Genomic DNA, 21326 nt, shown 5'->3' with positions numbered 1-21326 from the left:
TGAAGGTATGACTTATTTTTCTCTAGAATTTAGTATTTTAATGATAGCTTTTTTTGCTATTTATTGGACTTTTAAAAATAATTATAAAATACAAAATATTTTAATTTTAATTTTCTCTTATATTATTTATATTTTAATCAATCCTTATTTCGCCTTGGTTTTATTTATATATACCTTTTTTATACACTATTTTGCCTTGCTAATTTTTGTGCGTCGCAAGCGTTATATTTTCGCTACTTGCATGGCTTTTATTATTTTAAATTTATGTTTTTTTAAATACTTTCCTAGTATCAAAGGAAGTGTTGATGAGATATTAAATTTTTTCGGTTTAGAATTTTTAAATATTGATTTAGTATTACCAATAGGAATTAGTTTTTATACCTTTACTTCTATCACTTATCTTGTAGAAGTTTATCAAAAACGCCGTTTAGAAAGTTTTTTAAATTTAGCAACCTTCTTATCATTTTTTCCAACACTACTTTCAGGGCCCATTATGCGAAGTTCTTTTTTCTTTGAACAGGCCTATCAAAAACGCGAATTTAAACATGCAAATTTAATCATCATCTTGCTTGTTTTTGGTATAGTTAAAAAAGTTTTAATAGCCAATTACCTTGGAATTTATGCTAAAAGTATTTTAGACTTTCCACAATCTTATAATTTCATACAACTTTTAAGCGCAATTTACGCCTATGCAATTCAAATATACTGCGATTTTAGCGGATATGTTGATTTAGTTTGTGCTTTTGCTTTAATGTTAGGTTTTACCCTTCCGCCTAACTTTAACATGCCTTATCTTGCAAAAAACCTAAAAGATTTTTGGGCTAGATGGCATATCAGTCTTTCAACCTTTATAAGAGATTATATCTATATACCTTTAGGGGGCAATAGAAAAGGAATACCACGCACTGTAGCTAATATACTCATCGCTTTTATACTTTCAGGTATGTGGCATGGCAATACACTTGCTTTTATTGTTTGGGGTTTATTGCATGGTATTGGCATAGTTTTTATACATTTGCTAACTTTAAGCAAATTTAGTTTACAAAAAATTCCAGCTTTAGGAAGATTTTTAACCTTTCAATTTGTATGTTTTACTTGGATTTTCTTTTATTATAGCAAAAATCTAGAAGATGCAATAGAATATTTTAAAGCTTGTTATTATAATTTCTTCCAAATTCCATCCTATAATGATATTTATATGTTGGTTGCTTTTGGGGTTCTTTTTATGATCTATCCTTTATTTATTAATTTTAAAGAATATTGCATTAAGATTTTAAATCTTACTCCATTTTTACTAAAACCTTTTATCATAGCTTTTATTTTACTTTTGGTTTTTGCTTTTATGCCAGATGGAATTCCTGATTTTATTTATTCGAGTTTTTAGATGAGTGTAGTTAGATTTTTCTTTATTTTGATTATAGTGCTTGGCTTGGTTGTCGTAGTTATGAATCAGAGTATTAGCTCTTATATAGAACAAAAATATCACTTTGCATTCTATCCTCATAATGATCTTTTAAAAGAAGCCAATGGCTTCAAAATTAAATTAGAACAAATTCGTGCAATTTTAAGCAACGAACCCTTGCCTCAAACTAATGAAGAAACTACAAATCAAGAAAATAAATCAATAGATGAAAACTTAAGTAAAATAGATAAAGTTCTAAACACTTTAGAAAATGATGAAAACACTTCTCATAAAGAAACAAATCTAACCTTAATCCAAGATGCAAATATTAGTTTTATCGACAATACCAAATTAGAGCTACAAAATGGAGATGAGTTTTTATTTATCGGAGATTCTTTAATGCAAGGTGTTGCAATAGCCTTAAATAGAGATTTAAGAAATTTAAATCTTAAGGTAACCGATCTTAGTAAACAAAATACAGGCCTTTCTTATAAATCCTATTTTGACTGGTCAAAAGCCACCAATGAAGCTTTTATTAAAAACTCAAATATTAAATATCTTGTTGTTCTTCTTGGCGCTAATGATCCTTGGGATATTAAAAAAGGAGGAAATTACCATCGTTTTGGCTCCCCTTCTTGGATAGATATTTACACAAGTCGTGTAGATGAAATCATTAAAATCGCTAAAAAACATAAAGCCAAAGTTTTTTGGTTTGAAATCCCTCCTGTAAAAAAAGAAGATTTGAACAAAAAAATACAAGTGCTCAATAAAATTTACGGCGATGAAATTCTTAAAAATAAAGAAATTTTTATCAACACTAAGCTATTTTTTAGTGTCAATGATGAATACTCAGCTTATATAAAAGATGAAAACAATAGAAGTATAAAAGTAAGAACAGATGATGGGGTTCATTTTACTCCAAGTGGCGCAAGAGAAATGTCTAAACTTTTATTAGAACACATAAAACTTAAGGAAGAAAATGCTAGTAAATAAATTTAAAATTATCTTATTGTTTTTTATTATTTTTACTAGCTCTTATGCACAAAATTTAAATACAAATGACACAATAGATTCCATACTCAATCAAAACAAAAATCACTCTGCTTTAACAAGTTATGTATTAAAAAAAGATCTTAAAAATCTAGAAAAAAAATTAGAAAAAAATCAAAACATAGGAATTAGAATTTATGGAGATTCTCATATGGCGGCTGATTTCTTTCCGCGTGTCATAAGAGGATATTTAATCCGCTCTAACTCTATAGGTTTTGCCTATCCTTTACAGCCTAAATATCAACAAAATCTTAATCTTGTTTATTCTTATAAAAACTTTGAAATTTTAAACTCAAGAAATCCTGCTAATGCTGGACATAATTTTCCATTAGGTGGGATAATAGCCAAAGCAAAAACTAAAGGCGCAAAAATCAACCTTGATACAACCCTAGATAAAAAAAATTTCAAAATAGGATTTTTATTTAAAGCCAAGCAAAATACCAATGCTTTTAGCATCAAAGATGCAAAAAACCAAAGCTATGAGTTAAGAACTACACAAATTAACAAATGGTCTTATAAAGAACTAGAACTTGATCTTCCTTTGCAAATTTCAGCCTTACAAAAAGATGCTGAGCTAGGAGGATATTTCATCACAAATAAAGATAATAATGTTTTCTTAGATACCATTGCAATCAATGGTGCCAAAAGTGATTTATGGCTCTCTTGGAATCAAACAGTTGTAAAAAAAGAACTAGGACTTTTACACAATGATTTAATTATTCTTGCCTATGGTTCTAATGATGCACTCTTTAAAGGGTTTGAAAAACAAAAATTCAAAAATAATTTAAAAAAATGGATTAGTATTTTAAAAACTTACAATAAAAACGCTGTTATCATGCTAATCTCTCCACCAACTGTAGTTCAAAAACAAGGTAAAAACTACAAGCTTGCTCCTGATTTTTTTACCATACGCAAAGCATTATATGAAGTTGCTAAAGAAGAAAAAACTCTTATTTTTGATATGCATCAGTTTATGCAAGATAGTGGGGGAAAAAACAAATGGATAGAACAAAAGCTTTCGCTCAATGATGTACATCTTACTATAAAAGGCTATGAGCTGATGGCTAAAAAGTTACTCGAGGATTTAAAAAATATCATTGATTATTAAATTTAATACTTAAGAAATTCTAAGTTTTCATCATTAAAACTTAAAGCTGTGATTTGATAGTAAGAATTAATGGTTTTTAAAAGATTAAATCTAGCTCTTAAAAATTCTTGCTGGGTAGAATTTAAAGTATTGTTTGCATCCAAATAATCTTTTAATTCACTTTTTCCTAAAATATATTTTTCATAATACGCCTTAGTGATAAGCTCTTGTTTAATGTTAATATTTTGCAAATTTTGTAAAAGCAAGGTGTCGCTTTGATAATCTTTATAATTTAACGCAAATTCATTCATCGCGCTTTGCAAAGTTTGCTCATAAGAAATTAAAAGTTGCTCATAGGTAAATTGTGAAATTTTGATATTTTGCTTTACTCTGCCATAATCTAAGAAAGGTAAAGAAATCTTAACATTGCCACTTAAAATTTCAAATTTAAAACTATCATCGATTTTTTTATCACTTCCGCTTAATGCTCCACCTAAAGAAATACTAGGCAAAATAGATTTTTGCATGGAAGAATAATCCTTAAAAGCTGATTTTAAGCTATTGAGTTTAGATCTCACATCTGCACGGTACGCTAAAGCTTTTAAAGGTATATTAAAATCAGGACTTAAGGTTTTAAAATCATTTAAAGATAAAGTTTTAAAATACTCTATGTAAGCAAAACCTTCTTGCCTTGCCAATAAATCTTGTAAATTTTTTATGAGTAAATTACGATTTTGATCATTGCTTAATAAATTTTGTTTAGCTCTTAATAAGCTTTGTTCTATGTTTAAAAGATCTAATTCTTCTATTTTTCCAAGCTTGTATTTATAGTTATAAAGCTCTTTCATTTGTTCTAAATTTGAAAGATAAGCTCGAAGTAATTTATCTACATCGTTAAAATAAGCCAGCTCAAACACATCATTTAAAGCTGTATTGATCATACTTATTTTTAAATTTTCAAGATCATAAGCACTTGCTTTTGCACTAAATTCACTCGCACTTGCACTATCTCTTAATTTGCCATAAATATCAAGCTCATAGCTTAAATTTAAAGAATTATTGAAATTTTTACTTTGTTTGCCTGAATTTAAATCTTTATCCGCACCAAAACCCAAATTTCCACTTAAAGTCGGATATAAATCATAATCAATCAAATCAGCTCTAGCCAAAGCCGAAAGCAAAGTTTTTCTAGCAATATTAATATCACTATTATTCAATAAAACAAAATTTAGAAATTCATTTAATTTTGCATTATCATAAGATCTATACCAATCATAAGTAAGATTTAAATCTTTCATTTGTTCTTGAGTTAAATCAACTTCTTTAGGCAAGCTAAGTTTTACACCACAAGCGCTCAAGAAAAATGCTAAAAAAATGCTAAGTATTATTTTCATTTTATTCCTTTGATAATGCACTAATAGGATTTAAATTTGCTGCATTTCTTGCAGGGAAAAAACCAAAAACCACACCGATAAACATAGAACTTAAAAGTCCCAAAAGCACAGAATAGGCATTTAAAATCATAGGAAAATCCGTACTTAAAGTATTAAAAGCAAAAATAACAAAAATCGATAAAATCACACCTAAAATCGCCCCTATAGTACAAATCATAACCGCTTCGATTAAAAACTGCATCATAATATCTTCTCTTCTAGCCCCTATAGCCATGCGTATGCCTATTTCTCTTGTTCTTTCACTTACAGAAACAAGCATGATATTCATCACTCCTATACCCCCAACAATCAAAGCAATCACAGCCACACAAGCGGTAAGTATCGTTGTAGTGCGTTTATTTGCTGTAATAGCTTGCTTAAAGGTGTCAGAATTAAAAGTAAAAAAATCCTTTTGTCCGCGTTTAATTTCTAAAATTCTTATAATAGCATTTTCAGCCAAAGTTGAACTCACATCATCTTTAACCTTAACTATGATTTCACGCAAATTTCTATCTCCTGTAAGCTTATTCATCAGCGTTGTATAGGGTATATAAAGACGCACTACATTATCTTCTATAGGTTTGTCTGTATCTTTTTGCAAAACTCCTATAATCTTAAAAGGTTGAGAATTAAAAAGCACCACACGACCTAAAATATTTTCACTTTTTTCATCAGGAAAAAGATTTTTTTTAGCATTAAAATCCAACACAGCAACATTGGTACTATTTTTTACATCATCATTATTTAAAATTCTTCCCGCATCTATCCTTAAACCTTCTATAGCAAAATTATTTACCCCCACTCCTTCAGCTCTTGCGCTTAAAGAAATATTGGTATAAGTTGCCACACCTGAAGTATTTGAATGAGCATCAACTGCTTCTAAATATTCTAGGGATCTTAGCGTTTCTAAATCACTAAAATTAAGCCTTGTTTTACCTGAACGCAAATCTCCAAAACCCCTTCCAGGGCGAATTTCAATAGTATTTGTTCCAAGCCTTGCAATGGACTCAAGCACCTTAGCTTGGGAGCCCAATCCTAAAGCCACAACACAAACTACAGAAGCAATACCTATGATGATTCCAAGCATAGTTAAAATAGAACGAAGTTTGTGTGCAAGTATGGAAGAATAAGCTATCTTAAAACACTCAAAGGCTTGATTTTTAAGCAAAGTAAGTGTTTTTTTCTCTTTAGACATTGTTTTTAAAGTGAGTTTTTCTTGAGCTTTTTCCTTTTTAGTATCGCTTAAAATTTCTCCATCTTTAATCTCTATAACCCTTTTAGCCTGTGCTGCAATTTTTGGATCGTGAGTTACTAAGACTATAGTATGGCCTTGTGCGTTAAGTTTTTGTAAAATTTCAAGCACCATAATGCCGCTTTTACTATCCAAAGCCCCCGTTGGCTCATCAGCTAAAATAAGCTCTCCACCATTCATCAAAGCTCTTGCTATAGAAACGCGTTGTTGCTGTCCTCCGCTTAATTCGTTTGGTTTAGAATCTAACTTATGAGCTAATTTTAAATCATTTAAAAGTTTTTTAGCGTTTTGACTTCTTTCTTGTAATTTTTTTCCCGCATAAACTGCAGGTAAAGAAACATTTTCTTTAGCACTCAGCAAGCTTAAAAGATTATATCTTTGAAATATAAAGCCTATTTTTTCACGCCTTAATCTTGCTTTTTCATCGTTATTAAGTTTAGTGACTTCATACTCATCAAAAACATAAGTTCCACTACTCGGTGTATCTAATGTTCCTATGATATTCAAAAGTGAAGTTTTACCACTTCCACTTTGTCCTATAATAGCAACAAATTCACCTTTTTCTATACTTAAACTTACATTTTTTAAAATGGCATTTTCACCTATATTTTTGCAAATATTTTTAAGAAAAATCATTAAAATCTCAACTTCATTTTAGGAGCTAAACCATCAGCACTTGAGCTTACTATCAATTCTTCATTTTCATTTACACCTTCTAAAATTTGAGTATTGATAGAATCTTTAATGCCAAGTTTGACATATTTTTTAACAGCTTTTTGATTTTCCAAAATTTCAACATAATAGCCTTTTGGATCACTTTTAATTGCATAAGTTGGCACTGCTAAAACAGCCTTTGCACTTGCTACGACAATTTCATTTTGTATACTCATACCAATACGCAAAAAATCATCTTTATTAGGTACATAAAATTTTGCGTAATAATAAATAGCATTTGATGAGCTTGAGCTTGAAGAACTCGAACTTGATGAGCTTGAGCTTGTACTAGAATCACTCACTTCAGTATCAGCTGGATCTATACTTGCAATCTTAGCATGATAAGTTTTTTGAGGGTCATTAAGCAAAGAAAAATCAAGCTCTGTTCCTACTTTTATCTTACTCACATCAGCCTCTGCTATTTCCATTCTTACTTCCATTTCGTCTAAATTAGCTATACGGACTATAGTAGGAGTGTTTTGATTAGCATTAACTGTTTGTCCTTCATCTACAGCTACATTAATCACAACACCATCCATAGGAGCAGTAATGGTTGTATAACCTAAATCTTTTTGTGCATTTTTAAGAGTGATTTCAAGTTGAACTACTTGAGCATTAAGCTCTGCAATATTAGCTTTTAAAGTATAATAATTATTTTTTTGAGTTTCTAAATTTTCAAGAGAACTTGCTTTAGCTGCATAAAGTTTTTGCTCTCTTTGATATTGCTTATTCGCAATCTCAAGGGCAACTTTTTTACTCTCTAAATTAGCCTTAGCGCTTTCAAGCTGAGCTTTTGTAATATCTAAATCGTTTTGTTGTTTATCTTTGTCAATTTGAGCGATCAAATCACCTTGCTTTACATGAGTTCCCACATCCACATAAAGTTTTATAATTTGTCCGCTAACTTGAGCACCTACATCAACTTGATCTTTGGCATATACCTTTCCTACTGCCTCTATGGTTTGAGATATATCTTTTTTTTGTATTTTTTGAGTTAAATAGCTGATTTTTTCATCATTATTAAAAAAAATAAAATAAGCCCCAACACTTCCAAGTATTGCAATTAAAATGATTAAAATAACCTTCTTTTTCATAATAACAAATCCTAAAGAAAAATCAAGATTAAATTTTACTCATTTTTTGTGAATTTTTTGTGAATTTTTAATTCTATTTTATAAATTTAAAAATTCTAAAGCCATCATCACATCACCCTGCATTAAGACTTTTAAATTTTCATCATCCCAACAAAAAGTAGAACTATGATGCAAAGCTGGATGATTTAAATCCTTTGAAATTCCAACAAATACATAAGCTCCCATTCTTTCTCGTGTTAAAAAAGCAAAATCTTCAGCCCCCATGTCAGGTTTAGAAGAAACAATGATATTTTCTTCTCCTAAGACCTTTGCAAAAGCTTTTCTTGCTATTAAAACAGCTTTTTCATCATTAATCAATGGAGGAAATTCTTTAGTATATTTAAGCTTATAATCTCCGCCATTGGATTTTGCTGTAGCAGCAGCCACTTCTTCTAAAGAACTTTTTAAAATATCTTGCGTTTTATCATTTAAAAAGCGCACAGTTCCTTTTAAATAAGCATTTGTAGGAATAACATTATAAGTAGTTCCTGCACAAATTTGACCTACGGTAATCACCCCTGCTTCATAAGGGGCTAAACGTCTAGAAATAACACTTTGTATATTATTTACAAATTGCGTTGTCATAATTATAGGATCTATACAAGTGTGCGGATGAGCTCCATGCCCTCCTCTGCCAATAAATTCCAAATCAAAAATATCCGTTCCAGCCATCATTTCACCACTTACAATTTGAGCAGTATTTTCAAGCAAAGGCCCCCATAAATGACAACCAAAAACTGCATCAACATAAGGATTTTCCAATACACCTGATTCTATCATAGGTTTAGCTCCACCGCTTCCCTCTTCTGCGGGCTGAAACATAAATTTAATCGTGCCACAAAATTCATCTTTAAGCTCATTTAATATCAAAGCAGCTCCCAAAAGCCCTGCTGTATGTCCATCATGTCCACATGCATGCATCTTACCATCAATTTTTGAAGCATAGCTTAGATTAGTTTTTTCTTGCACAGGTAAAGCATCCATATCCGCTCTTAAAAGAACACATTTTGGTTTTTTCTGACTCTTCTTTTTTCCTTCTATAATAGCTAAAATTCCTGTTTTTGCAATATTTTTTTGATATTTAATGCCAAACTCATCTAAAATTTTACACACTAAATGGGCTGTATTTTCTTCTTCAAATTCAAGCTCAGGATGCATATGAATTTGATGTCTTAAATCAACTACTTTATCATAGTACTTTAGTGCTAAATTTTCAACCAGCTTTTGCATTCTTTTCCTTAATCTAAATCTTTTATTTTCTCATCTGCTTTTTTACTGTCAAGTTTTTCCAAATTCGCCTCCATTTTTCGTATTTCTTCTTCTCCACTACGCACTAATTTTGCATCAATTTTGGAAAAATCTCCAGTTTTTTATTTGGATATTCTACCTTAGAAAGTATAAAACGCAATAAATTTAATCTTGCTTTTTTCTTATCATCAGAAGAAATAATAGTCCAAGGACAAGTTGGAGTATTAGATGCTAAAAGCATAGAGTATTTAGCTAAAGTATATTTATCCCATAATTCTTGCGATTTTTGATCCACAGGAGATAATTTATATTGTTTAAGTGGATCGCTTCGGCGTTTTTCAAAACGTTTTTTTGCTCGTCTTTTGATACTGAAAAATAAAATTTAAAAAAATAATATCACTATTTGAAATCATATTTTCAAACAAAGGCACTTCTCTTAAAAAATCTTTATGTTGTTGCGGTGTACAAAAACCCATAAACCGGTTCTACTCCTGCACGATTATACCAAGATCTGTCAAAAATCACAATCTCACCGGCTGAGGGCAAATGTGCTATATAACGCTGAAAATACCACTGTGTTTTTTCCACATCACTAGGTTTTTCAAGAGCCACAACGCGGCAACCACGCGGATTTAAATGCTCAATCAAACGTTTAATCGCCCCACCTTTTCCAGCCGCATCACGCCCCTTCTATAAGTATAAGAACCTTTAAACCCTTGGCTTTAACATGATTTTGAAATTTCAAAAGCTCAATTTGCAAATTCTTTAAATCTTTTTCATATTCTATTGTACTTTTCTTTCTTTTAACAGAAACATAAATTTCATTCTTTTTAACAGTCGCTTGCGCTTTTGGAGAATTGTTTTCTTGCATTTTCAAACCTTTATAGAGTATTTAAAGTAAATTTACCATAATAAATTATAATTGAAGCTAAAAATAAAGGAAAAAATAAGTTTTTAGGAAATTTATGCGTATTTTTGGTATTATTTTATTAAGTTTTTGTTTATGTTTTGCTTCTATATTATCTTTAAATGAAGCTTTTAATGTAAAATCAAACTCTTATAATAACTCTATCTCAATTGATATTGAACTTGGAAAAGATATTTATCTTTATTCTAATAAACTTAAATTATATATAAACGAAAAAGATATAAGTTCTTTGATTAATCTACCTCAAAGTTCTACAAGAGGTAATGAAAATGTTTATTATCAAAAATTAAATTTAGCTTTGCCAAATTTATTACTAGAGCGCTTTGCAAAAAATACCACAAATTTAATCAAACTCGAATTTCAAGGCTGTTCTGAACAAGGCTTGTGTTATAATCCTCAAACTTGGTACTTTGATCTCATTTCTAAAAAAGATGCTTTTGAAATTTCAAAACCTTACAAAGCTCAAAAAACAGATAAAAAAACTAAAATTGAATCTGAAGAAAGCTCTATAGCAAATTTTTTAGCAACAGATAACTTTTTTTGGATTTTGCTAAGTTTTTTTGGCTATGGACTTTTACTCTCCTTAACACCTTGTATTTTACCTATGATTCCGATTTTATCTTCTCTTATCGTAGCAAAAAGTAATGCTAAATTTTCAAAAAAATATAGTTTTTTTCTCTCTTTTATCTATGTTTTTTTCATGTCTTTAGCCTATGCTATTGCTGGAGTTATAGCAAGTTTTCTAGGAGCAAGTATTCAAGGAATTTTACAAAAACCTATTATTTTAATTCTTTTTGCTCTAATTTTCATAGCTTTTGCTTTTGCTATGTTTGGAGCTTTTCGTTTTGAATTGCCATTAAGATTTCAAACCTTTATACATAAAAAAAGCGAAAAAGGGAAAGGAGTTTTAGGTATAGCCATCATGGGATTTTTATCTGCTTTAATAGTAGGTCCTTGCGTAGCAGCTCCTTTAGCAGGTGCTTTAATTTATATAGCCAATACAGGCAATGCTTTATTAGGTGGTAGTGCGCTTTTTATCATGAGTTTTGGCATGGGTATACCTTTGCTTTTCATAGGCTTAGGATTAGGTTTTATTAAACCTGGTTTTTGGATGGAAAAAGTAAAAATTTTCTTTGGTTTTGTTATGTTGGCTATGGCTATTTGGATACTTTCTAGAATTATTGAAGAAAATTACATTTTAATTGCCTATGGAATTTTAGGTGTATTTTTTAGTGTTTTTATGGGAATTTTTGAAAAAAGTTTTACAATAATTTCTAAAATTAAAAAAAGTATTTTAATTCTTATTTTAGCTTATTCTCTAAGTATTTTCCTAGGAGGACTTTTTGGGGCTAAAAATTTCTTAAATCCTTTAAATTTCAATACTATATCTGCCTCAAAACATGCTTTAAGCTATGATTATATCAACAATTTTGAACAATTAAAGCAAGAAATACAAACAAATACAAAGCCCATAATGCTTGATTTTACTGCATCTTGGTGTGAAAATTGCAAACTTTTAGATGAATTAACCTTTAGCGATGAAAGAATCATACAAAAAATGCAAAATTACAAACTTATCAAAGTTGATGTAAGCGAAAATAATAATGAACAAATTAAAACCATGAAAGAATTTAATGTTTTTGGCCCACCTGTTTTAATTTTCTTTGAAAATGGAAAAGAAAAATTAAAAATCACGGGTTTTATCAGTGCTGATGATTTATTAAAAAAAATAGAACCATGAAAATTCAAAGTTTGCAAATAGGGAAAATTAAAAACTATAAAAATTTCCAAAGCGCATTTATTAAAGATACTTACCTAGAAGAAACACAAATTGATTTTCTAGGTGTTTTAGATGATCAAATAGCTGATAAAATTCATCATGGAGGCTACCATAAGGCTATTTTTGCCAACTCTTGTCAAAACTATCCCATATGGGAAAGATTTCTTAATAAAAAGCTAAATTTTGGCTCAATGGGTGAAAATTTGAGCATCGATGGGCTTTGCGAACAAAATGTTTGCATAGGTGATGTACATCAAATTTCAAATGCAATACTGCAAGTAAGCGAACCTAGAAAACCTTGTGTAAAAATTTCTAGAATTCACAATAATTCAAATTTTACACATGAAATTTTTAAAACGGGCTTGAGTGGATGGTATTATAAAGTTTTACAAGTTGGACAAATACGAAAGCATGAAAACATTAAAATTTTAGAAAAAAATTCTACTTCACTTAGTGTATTTGAACTCAATCAACTTTTTTACTCCCCGCATCAAATTCTTAAGCAAAATCCGAATTTATTAAATAAATTAGAAAAATTAAACTCTCTCATATCTCAAAATTGGCACGAAACTATACACAAACGCTTAAAAAATACTTACGATATAAGCTATATGGATAGCTTATAAGTTTTTAAAGTTATTTTTAGGTAAAATAATTCTTTTTCGAAAGGATAATCATGCAAAGACAAACATGGAGTAGCACACTAACTTATATTCTAACAGTTGCTGGAGCAACCATAGGATTTGGAGCAACTTGGCGTTTTCCCTATCTTGTAGGAGAAAATGGTGGCGGTGCTTATGTATTAGTTTTTTGTATAGCTATGATTATCATAGGCATTCCTGTTATTTTAGTTGAAAATGTCATAGGCAGAAAAGCGATGACAAATAGCGTAGATGCTTTCAAACAAAAATGGCAAAGTATTGGATATATGGGACTTTTAGGAAGCTTTGGCATAATGGCTTACTACATGGTACTTGGAGGATGGGTTTTAGTTTATATTTGGGAATTAACCCTAGGGAATTTTAGCCTTGCCAATGTAGTAAGCAAAGAATTTACTCATCAGTTTTTTAACGACAAAATAGCCTTCAATCCTTTAGGAGTTGGTATTTTTACCACTGTTTTTGTAATTATTAATTATATTATTTTAAAAAGAGGCATTATAGATGGTATAGAAAAATCCGTAAAATTTTTAATGCCTTTATTATTTATCTGTCTTATTATTGTTGTAGGACGCAATTTAACCCTTGATGGAGCTATGGCTGGAGTTAAATTTTATCTTGAACCTGATTTTAGTAAAATTTTATCACCAAAACTTTTAATCGATGTTTTAGGACAAGTCTTTTTTGCTTTATCCCTAGGTTTTGGGGTAATGATAACACTTTCATCTCATCTTAATAAAAATGAAAATATGGCAAAAACCGCTATTTATACAGGAGTTTTAAATACTATCATAGCTGTTTTGGCTGGTTTTATGATTTTTCCAGCACTTTTCTCAGCGGGACTTGCTCCAGATAGCGGGCCTTCTTTGGTTTTTGAAACTTTACCTATAGCATTTTCTCATATCCATTTTGGCACCATTGTGTGTATTTTATTTTTTGTCTTACTCTTGATTGCAGCTTTAACCACAAGCTTGCCAATTTATCAAGTTATTATTAGCGTATTAGAAGAAAAATTTAAATATTCTAAAAATCTTTCTATTAACCTAACTCTAGGGTTTATCTTCATACTTGGCAATCTTCCTTGTATTCTAACTTATGGGCCTTGGCGTGATATTGTTATCATCAAAGGAAAAAACATTTTTGATAGTTTTGATTTCATTAGTGGAAATATTTTGTTTGTTTTAACTGCATTTTTTTGCTGTATTTATGTAGGTTGGATTTTAGGCAAACAAGAAAGTCTAAAAGAACTTAGCAATAACAATACACTTAAAAGTTCATGGTTTGGAATTTGGTTTTATTATGTAAAATATATAGTACCTTTGATTATTTTAATCATTTTTATCTATGGAATTTTAAACTGATTTTTTAAATTTATATCTCTCTAACATAGTGGAATTTCCTAAAATTCCACCTTGATGTATATAAAGCAATGGTTTTTTCCACTCTTGTTTTAATGCTATACTTAATCCTAAAATATCATACAACAAGTCAAATTCTATATTGCACTTTAACTTTAAATCCATATAAAGCTCATAAAATTCTTTATACGGCTTAGCAAAGTGATATTTTTTATCACTTGTTAAAAATTCTAAATTTGAAAAATCATAGCTTGGATCTAATGTTAAAATTTGTTTTTTAAGATATTTAATATCACCTACACAAGCGCAAGTAAATACTTTAAATTTAGAATACTTTGCCAAAAAAGCTGCCGAAGTGCCTGTGCCCGAAGGTAAAAAAATATCAAAATCAAGCTTTAAACTTTGACTTTGCATTTGAATTTCTTGAGCAAGTTCCATATAGCCATATTGAGCTTCTAAATTAGCTATGCCTTGTTCTATAAAAACATCATCTTTTTTACACAAAGACAAAGCAAATTGCTTTAAGGATAAAGAATGGATATTTTCTACAAAATCAACACCATTTTCTAAAGCTAAAGCATAGTTTCCACAAGGATTATTCTTAAGAAAAGTAGAAATTTTTTCACAAGCAAAAACAAGCTTATATGATCTTTGTTTAGCAAAAATACTTAATGCCGCCAAAGCATTACTTTGGCTTCCTCCATAACTTACAAAAGATTGATTTTTAGGATATCTTTGATGGATATAAAAAGCAAGTTTCCTAGCTTTATTTCCATTAATTTCCCCTAATAAATCATCTCTTTTAATATAAAATTCAAATCCGTTAAAATTGATTTTTTGTATAGGACTAATTGTTTTAATGAAATTCAAAGAATTTTTCTACATCCTTTAAAGCATTATCATTTTTAATGCTAAATTTTATTTCTATGCGACGACTCTTATCCTTATCTTCAACTCCGTTGACAAACACAGGATCTGAAAAAGAACGTCCACTTGCCATTAAAAGCTTTTGAAGCTTATCACTCTTATAAAAAGTATAGATAAAATTCATCACCTCATAAGCTCTTTTTTGCGACAAATCTAAATTATAAATATAAGATCCATCACTATCAGTATGTCCTTCAATAATGATATTTTCAATGTTAGAAAAAATTTTTGGATCTTCAAGAATAGCATCAAAATATTCGCTTAAGATTTTTCTCAAACTTGCCTTTGCCTCATTTTTTAACACATAAGAATCTTTATCAAAAAGTACTTCAGCAGGCAAAGAAATAGATCCTGTCTTTTCATCTATAGTGATATTATTATCAAGCTTACTTTGTAATTCCTTGCTTAAATTTTCACGAATCAAACCAAGATTTTGCACCTTTTCTTTAGCTTTTTGAAAATCTTCTTGTAAATTTTTAAGCTCTTCATCTTTTTTCTCTAGTTGACCTAGTAAAATCAAAATTTGCTTATCTTTATTATCTAAAGTTGAGTTTAAATCTTTACTTAACTGCTTGTAATTTGTAATATTAGCCTCTAATTCTGCTTTTTGAGAATTAGCAAGATTTAAAGCACTAGAAGCATTGTTTAAATCAGAACTTAGTTTAAACACTATGGCTTCTTTATTTCTAAGCTCTTCTTTACTCTCCTCTAAGCGTGCCTCTTGTTTATTGAGATTATCTTTGATTTCTTTTAAATCACTTTGAGTTAAAACATATTTTACAACAATAGCACCTATTAGCAAAATAAAAACAAACAGCAATCCTGCCATTAAATCAGCATAAGCTATCCAAAAATTGCTATCTTCTTTTGACTCATTTTTCATTTATTTTCTTTATCTTCATTTTTTAGCTCATCATTGCTTTCTTGCTTAGATATTTCTGCTTGAATTTCATCTTGATTTTCTTCAGTCTTAGACTCTGAAAAATCTTCTATTTGTTTGGTTTCATTTTCTTTATTCTGATTTTCATCCCCAGAAAGCTTGCTCATCATTTGACTTGTTTCTTCATCAAGTGCTTTCATTTCTTTTTTAAGCTCATCCATCATTTTGATTTTAGCATCAATACTTTTTTCTTCTTCATATACTTCTTTAAATTTATGCATACCTTCAAACAAGCTTGCTTTAAATCCCTCAAAAACCTTTTCTTGACTTTCCAACATTGCTTTTTCATAAAGTTCAAAATTTTTACCAAAACGCTCTATTTTTTCATCGAATGCACTTAGTGTCTTATCAAGATGATGAATTTTATCACTACTGATATCAAGCAAGCGATTATATTGTTCTGACATTCTTGTATTGATTTCTTTTAAATTTTGATTGAGCAAACCTATACCATTTAACATTTCACTATAAAGCTTTCCAAGATCGCGTTGATCTCTTTGTGCTTTACTAAGCTCACCCATGGTTTGTTTGATATGTTCACTACTTAATCTAATAGCCTTTTCTTCTACATTTAGCATATCTTGGAAAATACCAAACTTTCTATCAATAGCATGATCAAGCTCTGCAAAAAAATCATCATTACTAACTTGTTTAAAAATTGCTCCAATTTTTTCAAAATGTTGCAAACTTTCAGTTAAATATCTTTGATCAAGCTCTTCTTTTGTCCAAAAAAATCCACTTGTAGCGTTTTTTTGACGATTTAGCAAACGATCTATTTTGCTTTTACCATATTTTTCAAAAAACATCCACCATAATGCAAGAAAAATTCCATAAATTGAAACATAAAAAGCAGTTCCCACTCCACTTAACAAATCTGCAATTTCTTGTTCTAAAGCGGCTGTATCACTAGAACTAAAATTTGGCATTGAAAAAGCTATACTGATAAAAGTTCCTAAAATTCCCATCATTGGAAAAATTGCCGAACCTATACTAGCAAAATTCTCATTTCTTGCACCCTTAATATATGTATAAGCAAAGTCATCAAAATTGGCATTTGATTTCGTGTCTTTCCCTATGGCAAGAAAATGCCTCATAATATGTCTTTTTAAAGCCTGTTTAAATTCATCTTTTTGTTGTTCAAAAATACTATACGCATACTCAGCACTATGTCTAGCAAAAATCAATGCTGTAAAAAAAATCACACCTGTCATAATAACCGTATGTAATTCGACCTTAAAGTCAATTACATTAAAATAACCCAATAAAATCAAAATATAAAGAAAAGCTGGAATAAAAATAATTTTAAAATAAACCAAAGAACCTCTTGCATCTTTGCCTTCAGGCAAAACAAGTTCTGAAATTTCATCTGATTTAATATCCATGAAACCAATACCTCATTAAAAATTTTATTTTAAAGATTGCTACTTAATTTGATAAAAATTTTTAAAACAAAATAAAACTAAGCTTTTAAAATGCTTAGTTTTTGTTTATACAGTTTAAATCTTCAAAAGCGATTTCAAGACGTTTTATCATGCTTTCTTCACCGCTTCTTAACCAAACACGCGGATCATAGTATTTTTTATTTGGCTTGTCATCACCTTCTGGATTTCCAATTTGTCCTTGCAAATAAGCCCTATTTTTAAGTTCATATTCACGCACCCCATCCCAAAAAGCCCATTGAGTATCTGTGTCAATATTCATCTTAATTACGCCATAGCTTACCGCATTTTTAATATCTTTTAGCTCACTACCGCTACCGCCATGAAATACAAAATTTATAGGCTTATCGCTATTTAAAGCAAATTTATCTTTTACAAATTTTTGCGAATTTTTTAAAATTTCAGGTTGTAAGCTAACATTTCCTGGCTTGTAAACTCCATGTACATTTCCAAAGCTTGCTGCGATTGAAAATTTATCACTAATTTTTCCAAGTCTTTCATATGCAAGAGCTACATCTTCTGGTTGGGTATAAAGCTTGGAATTATCAATACCTGTATTATCCACTCCATCTTCTTCGCCACCTGTACAACCTAATTCTATTTCAAGCGCGACACCTAAAGCATCAAGTTTTTGAAGATAAACTTCACAAGTGCTAAGATTTTCTTCTAAACTTTCTTCGCTAAGATCAAGCATATGAGAACTAAATAAAGCTTGTCCATGGGTTTTTTTATATTGTGCATTTGCCTCAATAAGCCCATCAATCCAAGGCAAAAGTTTTCTTGCAGCATGATCAGTGTGTAAAATCACAGGTACACCATAAGCTTTAGCAAGTAAATGCACATGTTTAGCCCCACTAATTGCACCTAAAACTTCTCCATTAGGACAATTTTTTCCTGCATAAAATTTTGCCCCACCATTTGAAAACTGGATAATAACTGGAGAATTAACTTTTTTTGCAGCTTCTAAAACTGCATTAATAGAATCAGTTCCTACAACATTAACAGCAGGGATAGCAAAACCCTCTGCTTTAGCATAGTCATAAACTTTATTAAGCTCATCTCCGCTAATCACCCCTGCTTTTACAATGTCTAAAACACCCATTATTTATATTCCACTTTAGCACTATTTAAGAGATCTTGGCCTTTTTGATTGATAACTTTTTTAAATTCTTCAAATTTAAGTCCGTTTTCAATACCTTGTTTTACTTCATCAAATTTGATTTGACCTTTAGCCTGCGAATTTTCTTTTAAGATTACATGATAACCAAAATTCGTTTTTACTGGAGTTGTAGTAATAGTACCATTTTTAAGTGCGAAAGCAGCATCTGTAAAAGGCTTTACCATAGTTGATTGATCAAACCAACCAAGCTCACCACCTTGGTTTTTTGAACCTGGATCAATTGATTTTTCTTTAGCAAGCTCGCTAAATTTAGCATCTAGTTCTTTACCTTTTAAACCTTTAAGTTCGTTAATAATATCCTTAGCTTCTTTTTCTGTCGCTACTAAGATATGTTTTGCTTGCACTCTCGCAGGTTTTACATATTTGTCTTTATTTTGATCATAAAAAGCTTTAACTTTAGCCGCATCAATTTTAATAGTATTTAAAATTTTCTCTTGATAAACATTAACAAGTATTGCATCTTTTGCACGATCAAGTTCTTTTGTGTATAAAGGATCTTTTTCTAAATTTTGTTTTTTAGCATCTTGCAAAATTAAATTTTGCATAATATATTGCTGAATAAGAGCTTTTTTTTGATTATCTGGCAAAGTTTTAAAATCCTGTCCTCTAAGCATAGGGGCAAAAAATTCACTTACTTCTGTATCGCTAATGCTCTTGCCATTAACAGTAGCTACTGTAGCTGCATTTACATTTAAAACTACACCTGCAATCAAAGTTGCTGCGACTAAAGAAAATTTTTTCATTAGGTTTCCTTTTTAATAAAATGTATATAAAATCAATTATATCTAAACTTGGTTTAAAGCTAATTAACTAAAATTAAAAAATGAAAAGAAATTTAGAAATCAAAGAACTTTTTTTAAAACATTTTGACAAGCCTGTAACAGAGCTTAAATTTTCAAATTTATATGAGCTTTTAGTCTGCGTAATGCTTTCAGCCCAATGCACTGATAAAAGAGTTAATCTCATCACTCCTGATCTTTTTAAAGCTTATCCTGATATCAAATCCCTTGCAAATGCAAATTTATCAAGTCTTAAAACCTATATACAAACTTGTTCATTTTTTAATAATAAAGCACAAAATCTTATAAAAATGGCAAAAGCAGTTTGTGAAAATTTTGACGGAGAAATTCCCCTTGATGAACAAAATTTAAAATCCTTAGCAGGCGTAGGACAAAAAACCGCTCATGTAGTTTTAATAGAATGGTGCGGAGCAAATTTCATGGCTGTAGATACTCATGTTTTTAGAGTTTCTCACCGCTTAGGACTTAGCAAAGCAAAAACTCCAGAAGCTACAGAAGAAGATTTAACACGCACATTTAAAGATAATCTTAACTATCTTCATCAAGCCATGGTTCTTTTTGGACGTTACACCTGTAAAGCTAAAAAACCTTTATGTAAAGAATGTTTTTTAAATCATCTTTGCAAAAGTAAAGATAAGGAACTTAAATGAAAATTTTCATCTTTTTACTCACTATATCTCTTAATATTTTTGCCTTAGAACCTTACAAGCCTAGTGCTGATTTTTCTTCTTATTTTAACAATATAAATTGCTCGCAAATCTTAGATAAGTTTTTTTATCTAAATTGCTATGATTATAAATTCAAAGGCACAAAAGCCGTTGCTTATAAAGTAGAGGCTTCAAATTTGAAAGATAAACAAATCAAAAAACGCCCTCGCTTTGAAGATGATACAAATATACCTAAAAAATACCGCACTACTTGGAGTGATTATAAAAACAGTGGTTACACACGAGGACACACTGCGCCTAATGCTTCTTTTAGCTTTAGTAAAGCTGCTCAAAATTCAGTATTTTTAATGAGCAATATTACCCCACAAATTGCACAAATAAATAATAAAATTTGGAATGAAATCGAGCAAAGAGAAAGAAATTTGGCTTTCAAATTTCAAAGTATCGAAGTTTTAAATTTAGTACTTTACGATAAAGAACCACAATACATTAAAAACCGTATTGCTATACCAAGTTTTTATGTAAAAATTATTAAAACTCCGAAATTTAAAGAATGCTATCAAGTACCAAACCATGAAGTAAATGATGAAAATATTAAACAGTATCAAATAAATTGTGATAAATTTTAAGGTATAAATTATGGAGATAAATGCTCTTACGATAACCACTCTTTATATCATAGGTATTTCCGCAGAAGGAATGACAGGGGCTTTAGCTGCAGGACGCCACAAAATGGATCTTTTTGGAGTTATTTTTATTGCTCTCGTAACAGCAATTGGAGGCGGAAGCATAAGAGATGTGCTTTTAGGACATTATCCTTTAACTTGGGTTAAACATCCTGAATATATTATTTTAATCTGTTTTTGCGCCCTTGTAGCCACAAAAATTCCGCGCGTAGTAACCAAACTTGAAACTTTATTTCTAACTCTTGATGCTATAGGACTTGTTGTTTTTAGCATACTTGGAGCTCAAATAGCCATAGATCAAAACCATGGCTTTATCATAGCCGTTGCTGCTGCTGTAATTACCGGTGTTTTTGGTGGAATTTTAAGAGATATTTTATGTATGAGAATCCCCTTGGTGTTTCAAAAAGAAATTTATGCAGGAATTGCCATAATTGCAGGAGTAATCTATTATTCTCTAATAATTTGGCTTGAGCTTAATGCCCTAGTTTGCACACTTTTAACTCTTTTTATAGGAGTTTTTGCAAGGCTTTTAGCTATCAAATATCAATGGTCTTTACCTATTTTTTCTTACAATGAAGAAAAATAATTTATCGTTGCTTTATACAAGTTTGCTAAGATATTAAAAATTTTAGGAGATTAATA

Annotated in this window: 18 protein-coding genes and 1 pseudogene; 9 read left to right on the top strand and 10 right to left on the bottom strand. The window is 30.0% G+C overall.

Annotation, left to right across the window (positions count from 1 at the left end; genetic code table 11):
• Positions 1-7: 7 nt before the first annotated feature.
• From FBE96_RS03050 to FBE96_RS03040, 3 genes are read left to right on the top strand one after another with little or no spacing between them, the layout of a single operon-like run.
• On the top strand, positions 8-1384 hold the full coding sequence (locus FBE96_RS03050; RefSeq protein ID WP_002899680.1) for an MBOAT family protein: 1377 nt from the start codon (positions 8-10) through the stop codon (positions 1382-1384).
• Positions 1385-2395 (top strand): DUF459 domain-containing protein, encoded by a 1011-nt coding sequence (locus FBE96_RS03045; protein WP_145599583.1) that lies wholly within the window; start codon positions 1385-1387, stop codon positions 2393-2395. It begins immediately after the preceding gene.
• Entirely contained in the window at positions 2382-3560 is a 1179-nt protein-coding gene (locus FBE96_RS03040) for an SGNH/GDSL hydrolase family protein (RefSeq protein ID WP_002859110.1), read from the top strand. Before FBE96_RS03045 ends, FBE96_RS03040 begins: the two co-directional genes overlap by 14 nt.
• A 2-nt stretch (positions 3561-3562) precedes the next feature.
• On the opposite strand, the gene FBE96_RS03035 is transcribed toward FBE96_RS03040, so the two are convergent.
• The 5 genes and pseudogenes from FBE96_RS03035 to ppk2 all read right to left on the bottom strand — a co-directional run bounded on the left by FBE96_RS03035 (position 3563) and on the right by ppk2 (position 10190).
• Positions 3563-4933, bottom strand: a complete 1371-nt coding sequence (locus FBE96_RS03035) for a TolC family protein (RefSeq protein ID WP_165433319.1) — start codon at positions 4931-4933, stop codon at positions 3563-3565.
• Between the two features lies 1 nt (position 4934).
• On the bottom strand, positions 4935-6860 hold the full coding sequence (locus tag FBE96_RS03030; protein ID WP_002906145.1) for an ABC transporter permease: 1926 nt from the start codon (positions 6858-6860) through the stop codon (positions 4935-4937).
• Positions 6860-8032, bottom strand: coding sequence for an efflux RND transporter periplasmic adaptor subunit (locus FBE96_RS03025; RefSeq protein WP_002906142.1), 1173 nt, complete (start codon positions 8030-8032; stop codon positions 6860-6862). The genes FBE96_RS03030 and FBE96_RS03025 overlap by 1 nt, the downstream gene beginning before the upstream one ends.
• A gap of 78 nt (positions 8033-8110) precedes the next feature.
• Positions 8111-9301 carry a M20 family metallopeptidase gene (locus tag FBE96_RS03020; protein ID WP_002852326.1) on the bottom strand — a complete coding sequence of 397 codons (1191 nt, stop codon included), beginning with the start codon at positions 9299-9301 and terminating at the stop codon, positions 8111-8113.
• 8 nt (positions 9302-9309) lie between these two features.
• Positions 9310-10190: pseudogene (ppk2, locus tag FBE96_RS08685) on the bottom strand (polyphosphate kinase 2).
• A gap of 94 nt (positions 10191-10284) precedes the next feature.
• Here ppk2 and FBE96_RS03010 point away from each other — a divergent pair.
• Genes FBE96_RS03010 through FBE96_RS03000 form a run of 3 tightly spaced genes read left to right on the top strand, consistent with a single transcriptional unit; the run spans position 10285 to position 14047 of the window.
• Positions 10285-11988, top strand: a complete 1704-nt coding sequence (locus FBE96_RS03010; RefSeq protein WP_002872588.1) for a protein-disulfide reductase DsbD — start codon at positions 10285-10287, stop codon at positions 11986-11988.
• The gene (locus FBE96_RS03005; RefSeq protein WP_002873784.1) at positions 11985-12653 is read left to right on the top strand and encodes an MOSC domain-containing protein; all 669 of its coding nucleotides are present in this window, start codon (positions 11985-11987) and stop codon (positions 12651-12653) included. The genes FBE96_RS03010 and FBE96_RS03005 overlap by 4 nt, the downstream gene beginning before the upstream one ends.
• Before the next feature lie 50 nt (positions 12654-12703).
• A complete protein-coding gene (locus FBE96_RS03000; protein ID WP_002852070.1) occupies positions 12704-14047 on the top strand; it encodes a sodium-dependent transporter in 1344 nt (447 codons plus the stop codon).
• Here the strand turns inward: FBE96_RS03000 and FBE96_RS02995 are convergent.
• The 5 genes from FBE96_RS02995 to peb4 all read right to left on the bottom strand — a co-directional run bounded on the left by FBE96_RS02995 (position 14039) and on the right by peb4 (position 19273).
• A complete protein-coding gene (locus tag FBE96_RS02995; RefSeq protein WP_002852217.1) occupies positions 14039-14914 on the bottom strand; it encodes a 1-aminocyclopropane-1-carboxylate deaminase/D-cysteine desulfhydrase in 876 nt (291 codons plus the stop codon). The two genes, FBE96_RS03000 and FBE96_RS02995, sit on opposite strands and share 9 nt — an antisense overlap.
• Positions 14901-15854, bottom strand: coding sequence for an OmpA family protein (locus FBE96_RS02990; RefSeq protein WP_002852313.1), 954 nt, complete (start codon positions 15852-15854; stop codon positions 14901-14903). Before FBE96_RS02990 ends, FBE96_RS02995 begins: the two co-directional genes overlap by 14 nt.
• Positions 15851-17293 (bottom strand): MotA/TolQ/ExbB proton channel family protein, encoded by a 1443-nt coding sequence (locus FBE96_RS02985; RefSeq protein ID WP_002852205.1) that lies wholly within the window; start codon positions 17291-17293, stop codon positions 15851-15853. Before FBE96_RS02985 ends, FBE96_RS02990 begins: the two co-directional genes overlap by 4 nt.
• A gap of 94 nt (positions 17294-17387) precedes the next feature.
• On the bottom strand, positions 17388-18452 hold the full coding sequence (fbaA, locus tag FBE96_RS02980; protein WP_002856965.1) for a class II fructose-bisphosphate aldolase: 1065 nt from the start codon (positions 18450-18452) through the stop codon (positions 17388-17390).
• A complete protein-coding gene (gene peb4 / locus FBE96_RS02975) occupies positions 18452-19273 on the bottom strand; it encodes a peptidylprolyl isomerase PEB4 (RefSeq protein WP_002879177.1) in 822 nt (273 codons plus the stop codon). Before peb4 ends, fbaA begins: the two co-directional genes overlap by 1 nt.
• An 80-nt stretch (positions 19274-19353) precedes the next feature.
• Between peb4 and nth the strand changes: the two genes are divergently transcribed.
• The 3 genes from nth to FBE96_RS02960 are packed head-to-tail and all read left to right on the top strand — an operon-like array spanning position 19354 to position 21270.
• Entirely contained in the window at positions 19354-19980 is a 627-nt protein-coding gene (gene nth, locus FBE96_RS02970) for an endonuclease III (RefSeq protein WP_002852225.1), read from the top strand.
• Positions 19977-20627 (top strand): DNA/RNA non-specific endonuclease, encoded by a 651-nt coding sequence (locus tag FBE96_RS02965; RefSeq protein WP_145599577.1) that lies wholly within the window; start codon positions 19977-19979, stop codon positions 20625-20627. The genes nth and FBE96_RS02965 overlap by 4 nt, the downstream gene beginning before the upstream one ends.
• A 10-nt stretch (positions 20628-20637) precedes the next feature.
• Positions 20638-21270: a trimeric intracellular cation channel family protein gene (locus tag FBE96_RS02960; protein ID WP_002874216.1), complete on the top strand. Its 633-nt coding sequence runs from the start codon at positions 20638-20640 to the stop codon at positions 21268-21270.
• Positions 21271-21326 lie beyond the last annotated feature (56 nt).

Origin of the sequence: Campylobacter sp. CFSAN093241, assembly GCF_012889595.1 — a bacterium.
Lineage (GTDB): Bacteria > Campylobacterota > Campylobacteria > Campylobacterales > Campylobacteraceae > Campylobacter_D > Campylobacter_D jejuni.
This window is presented reverse-complemented; position numbering and strand designations above follow the sequence as displayed.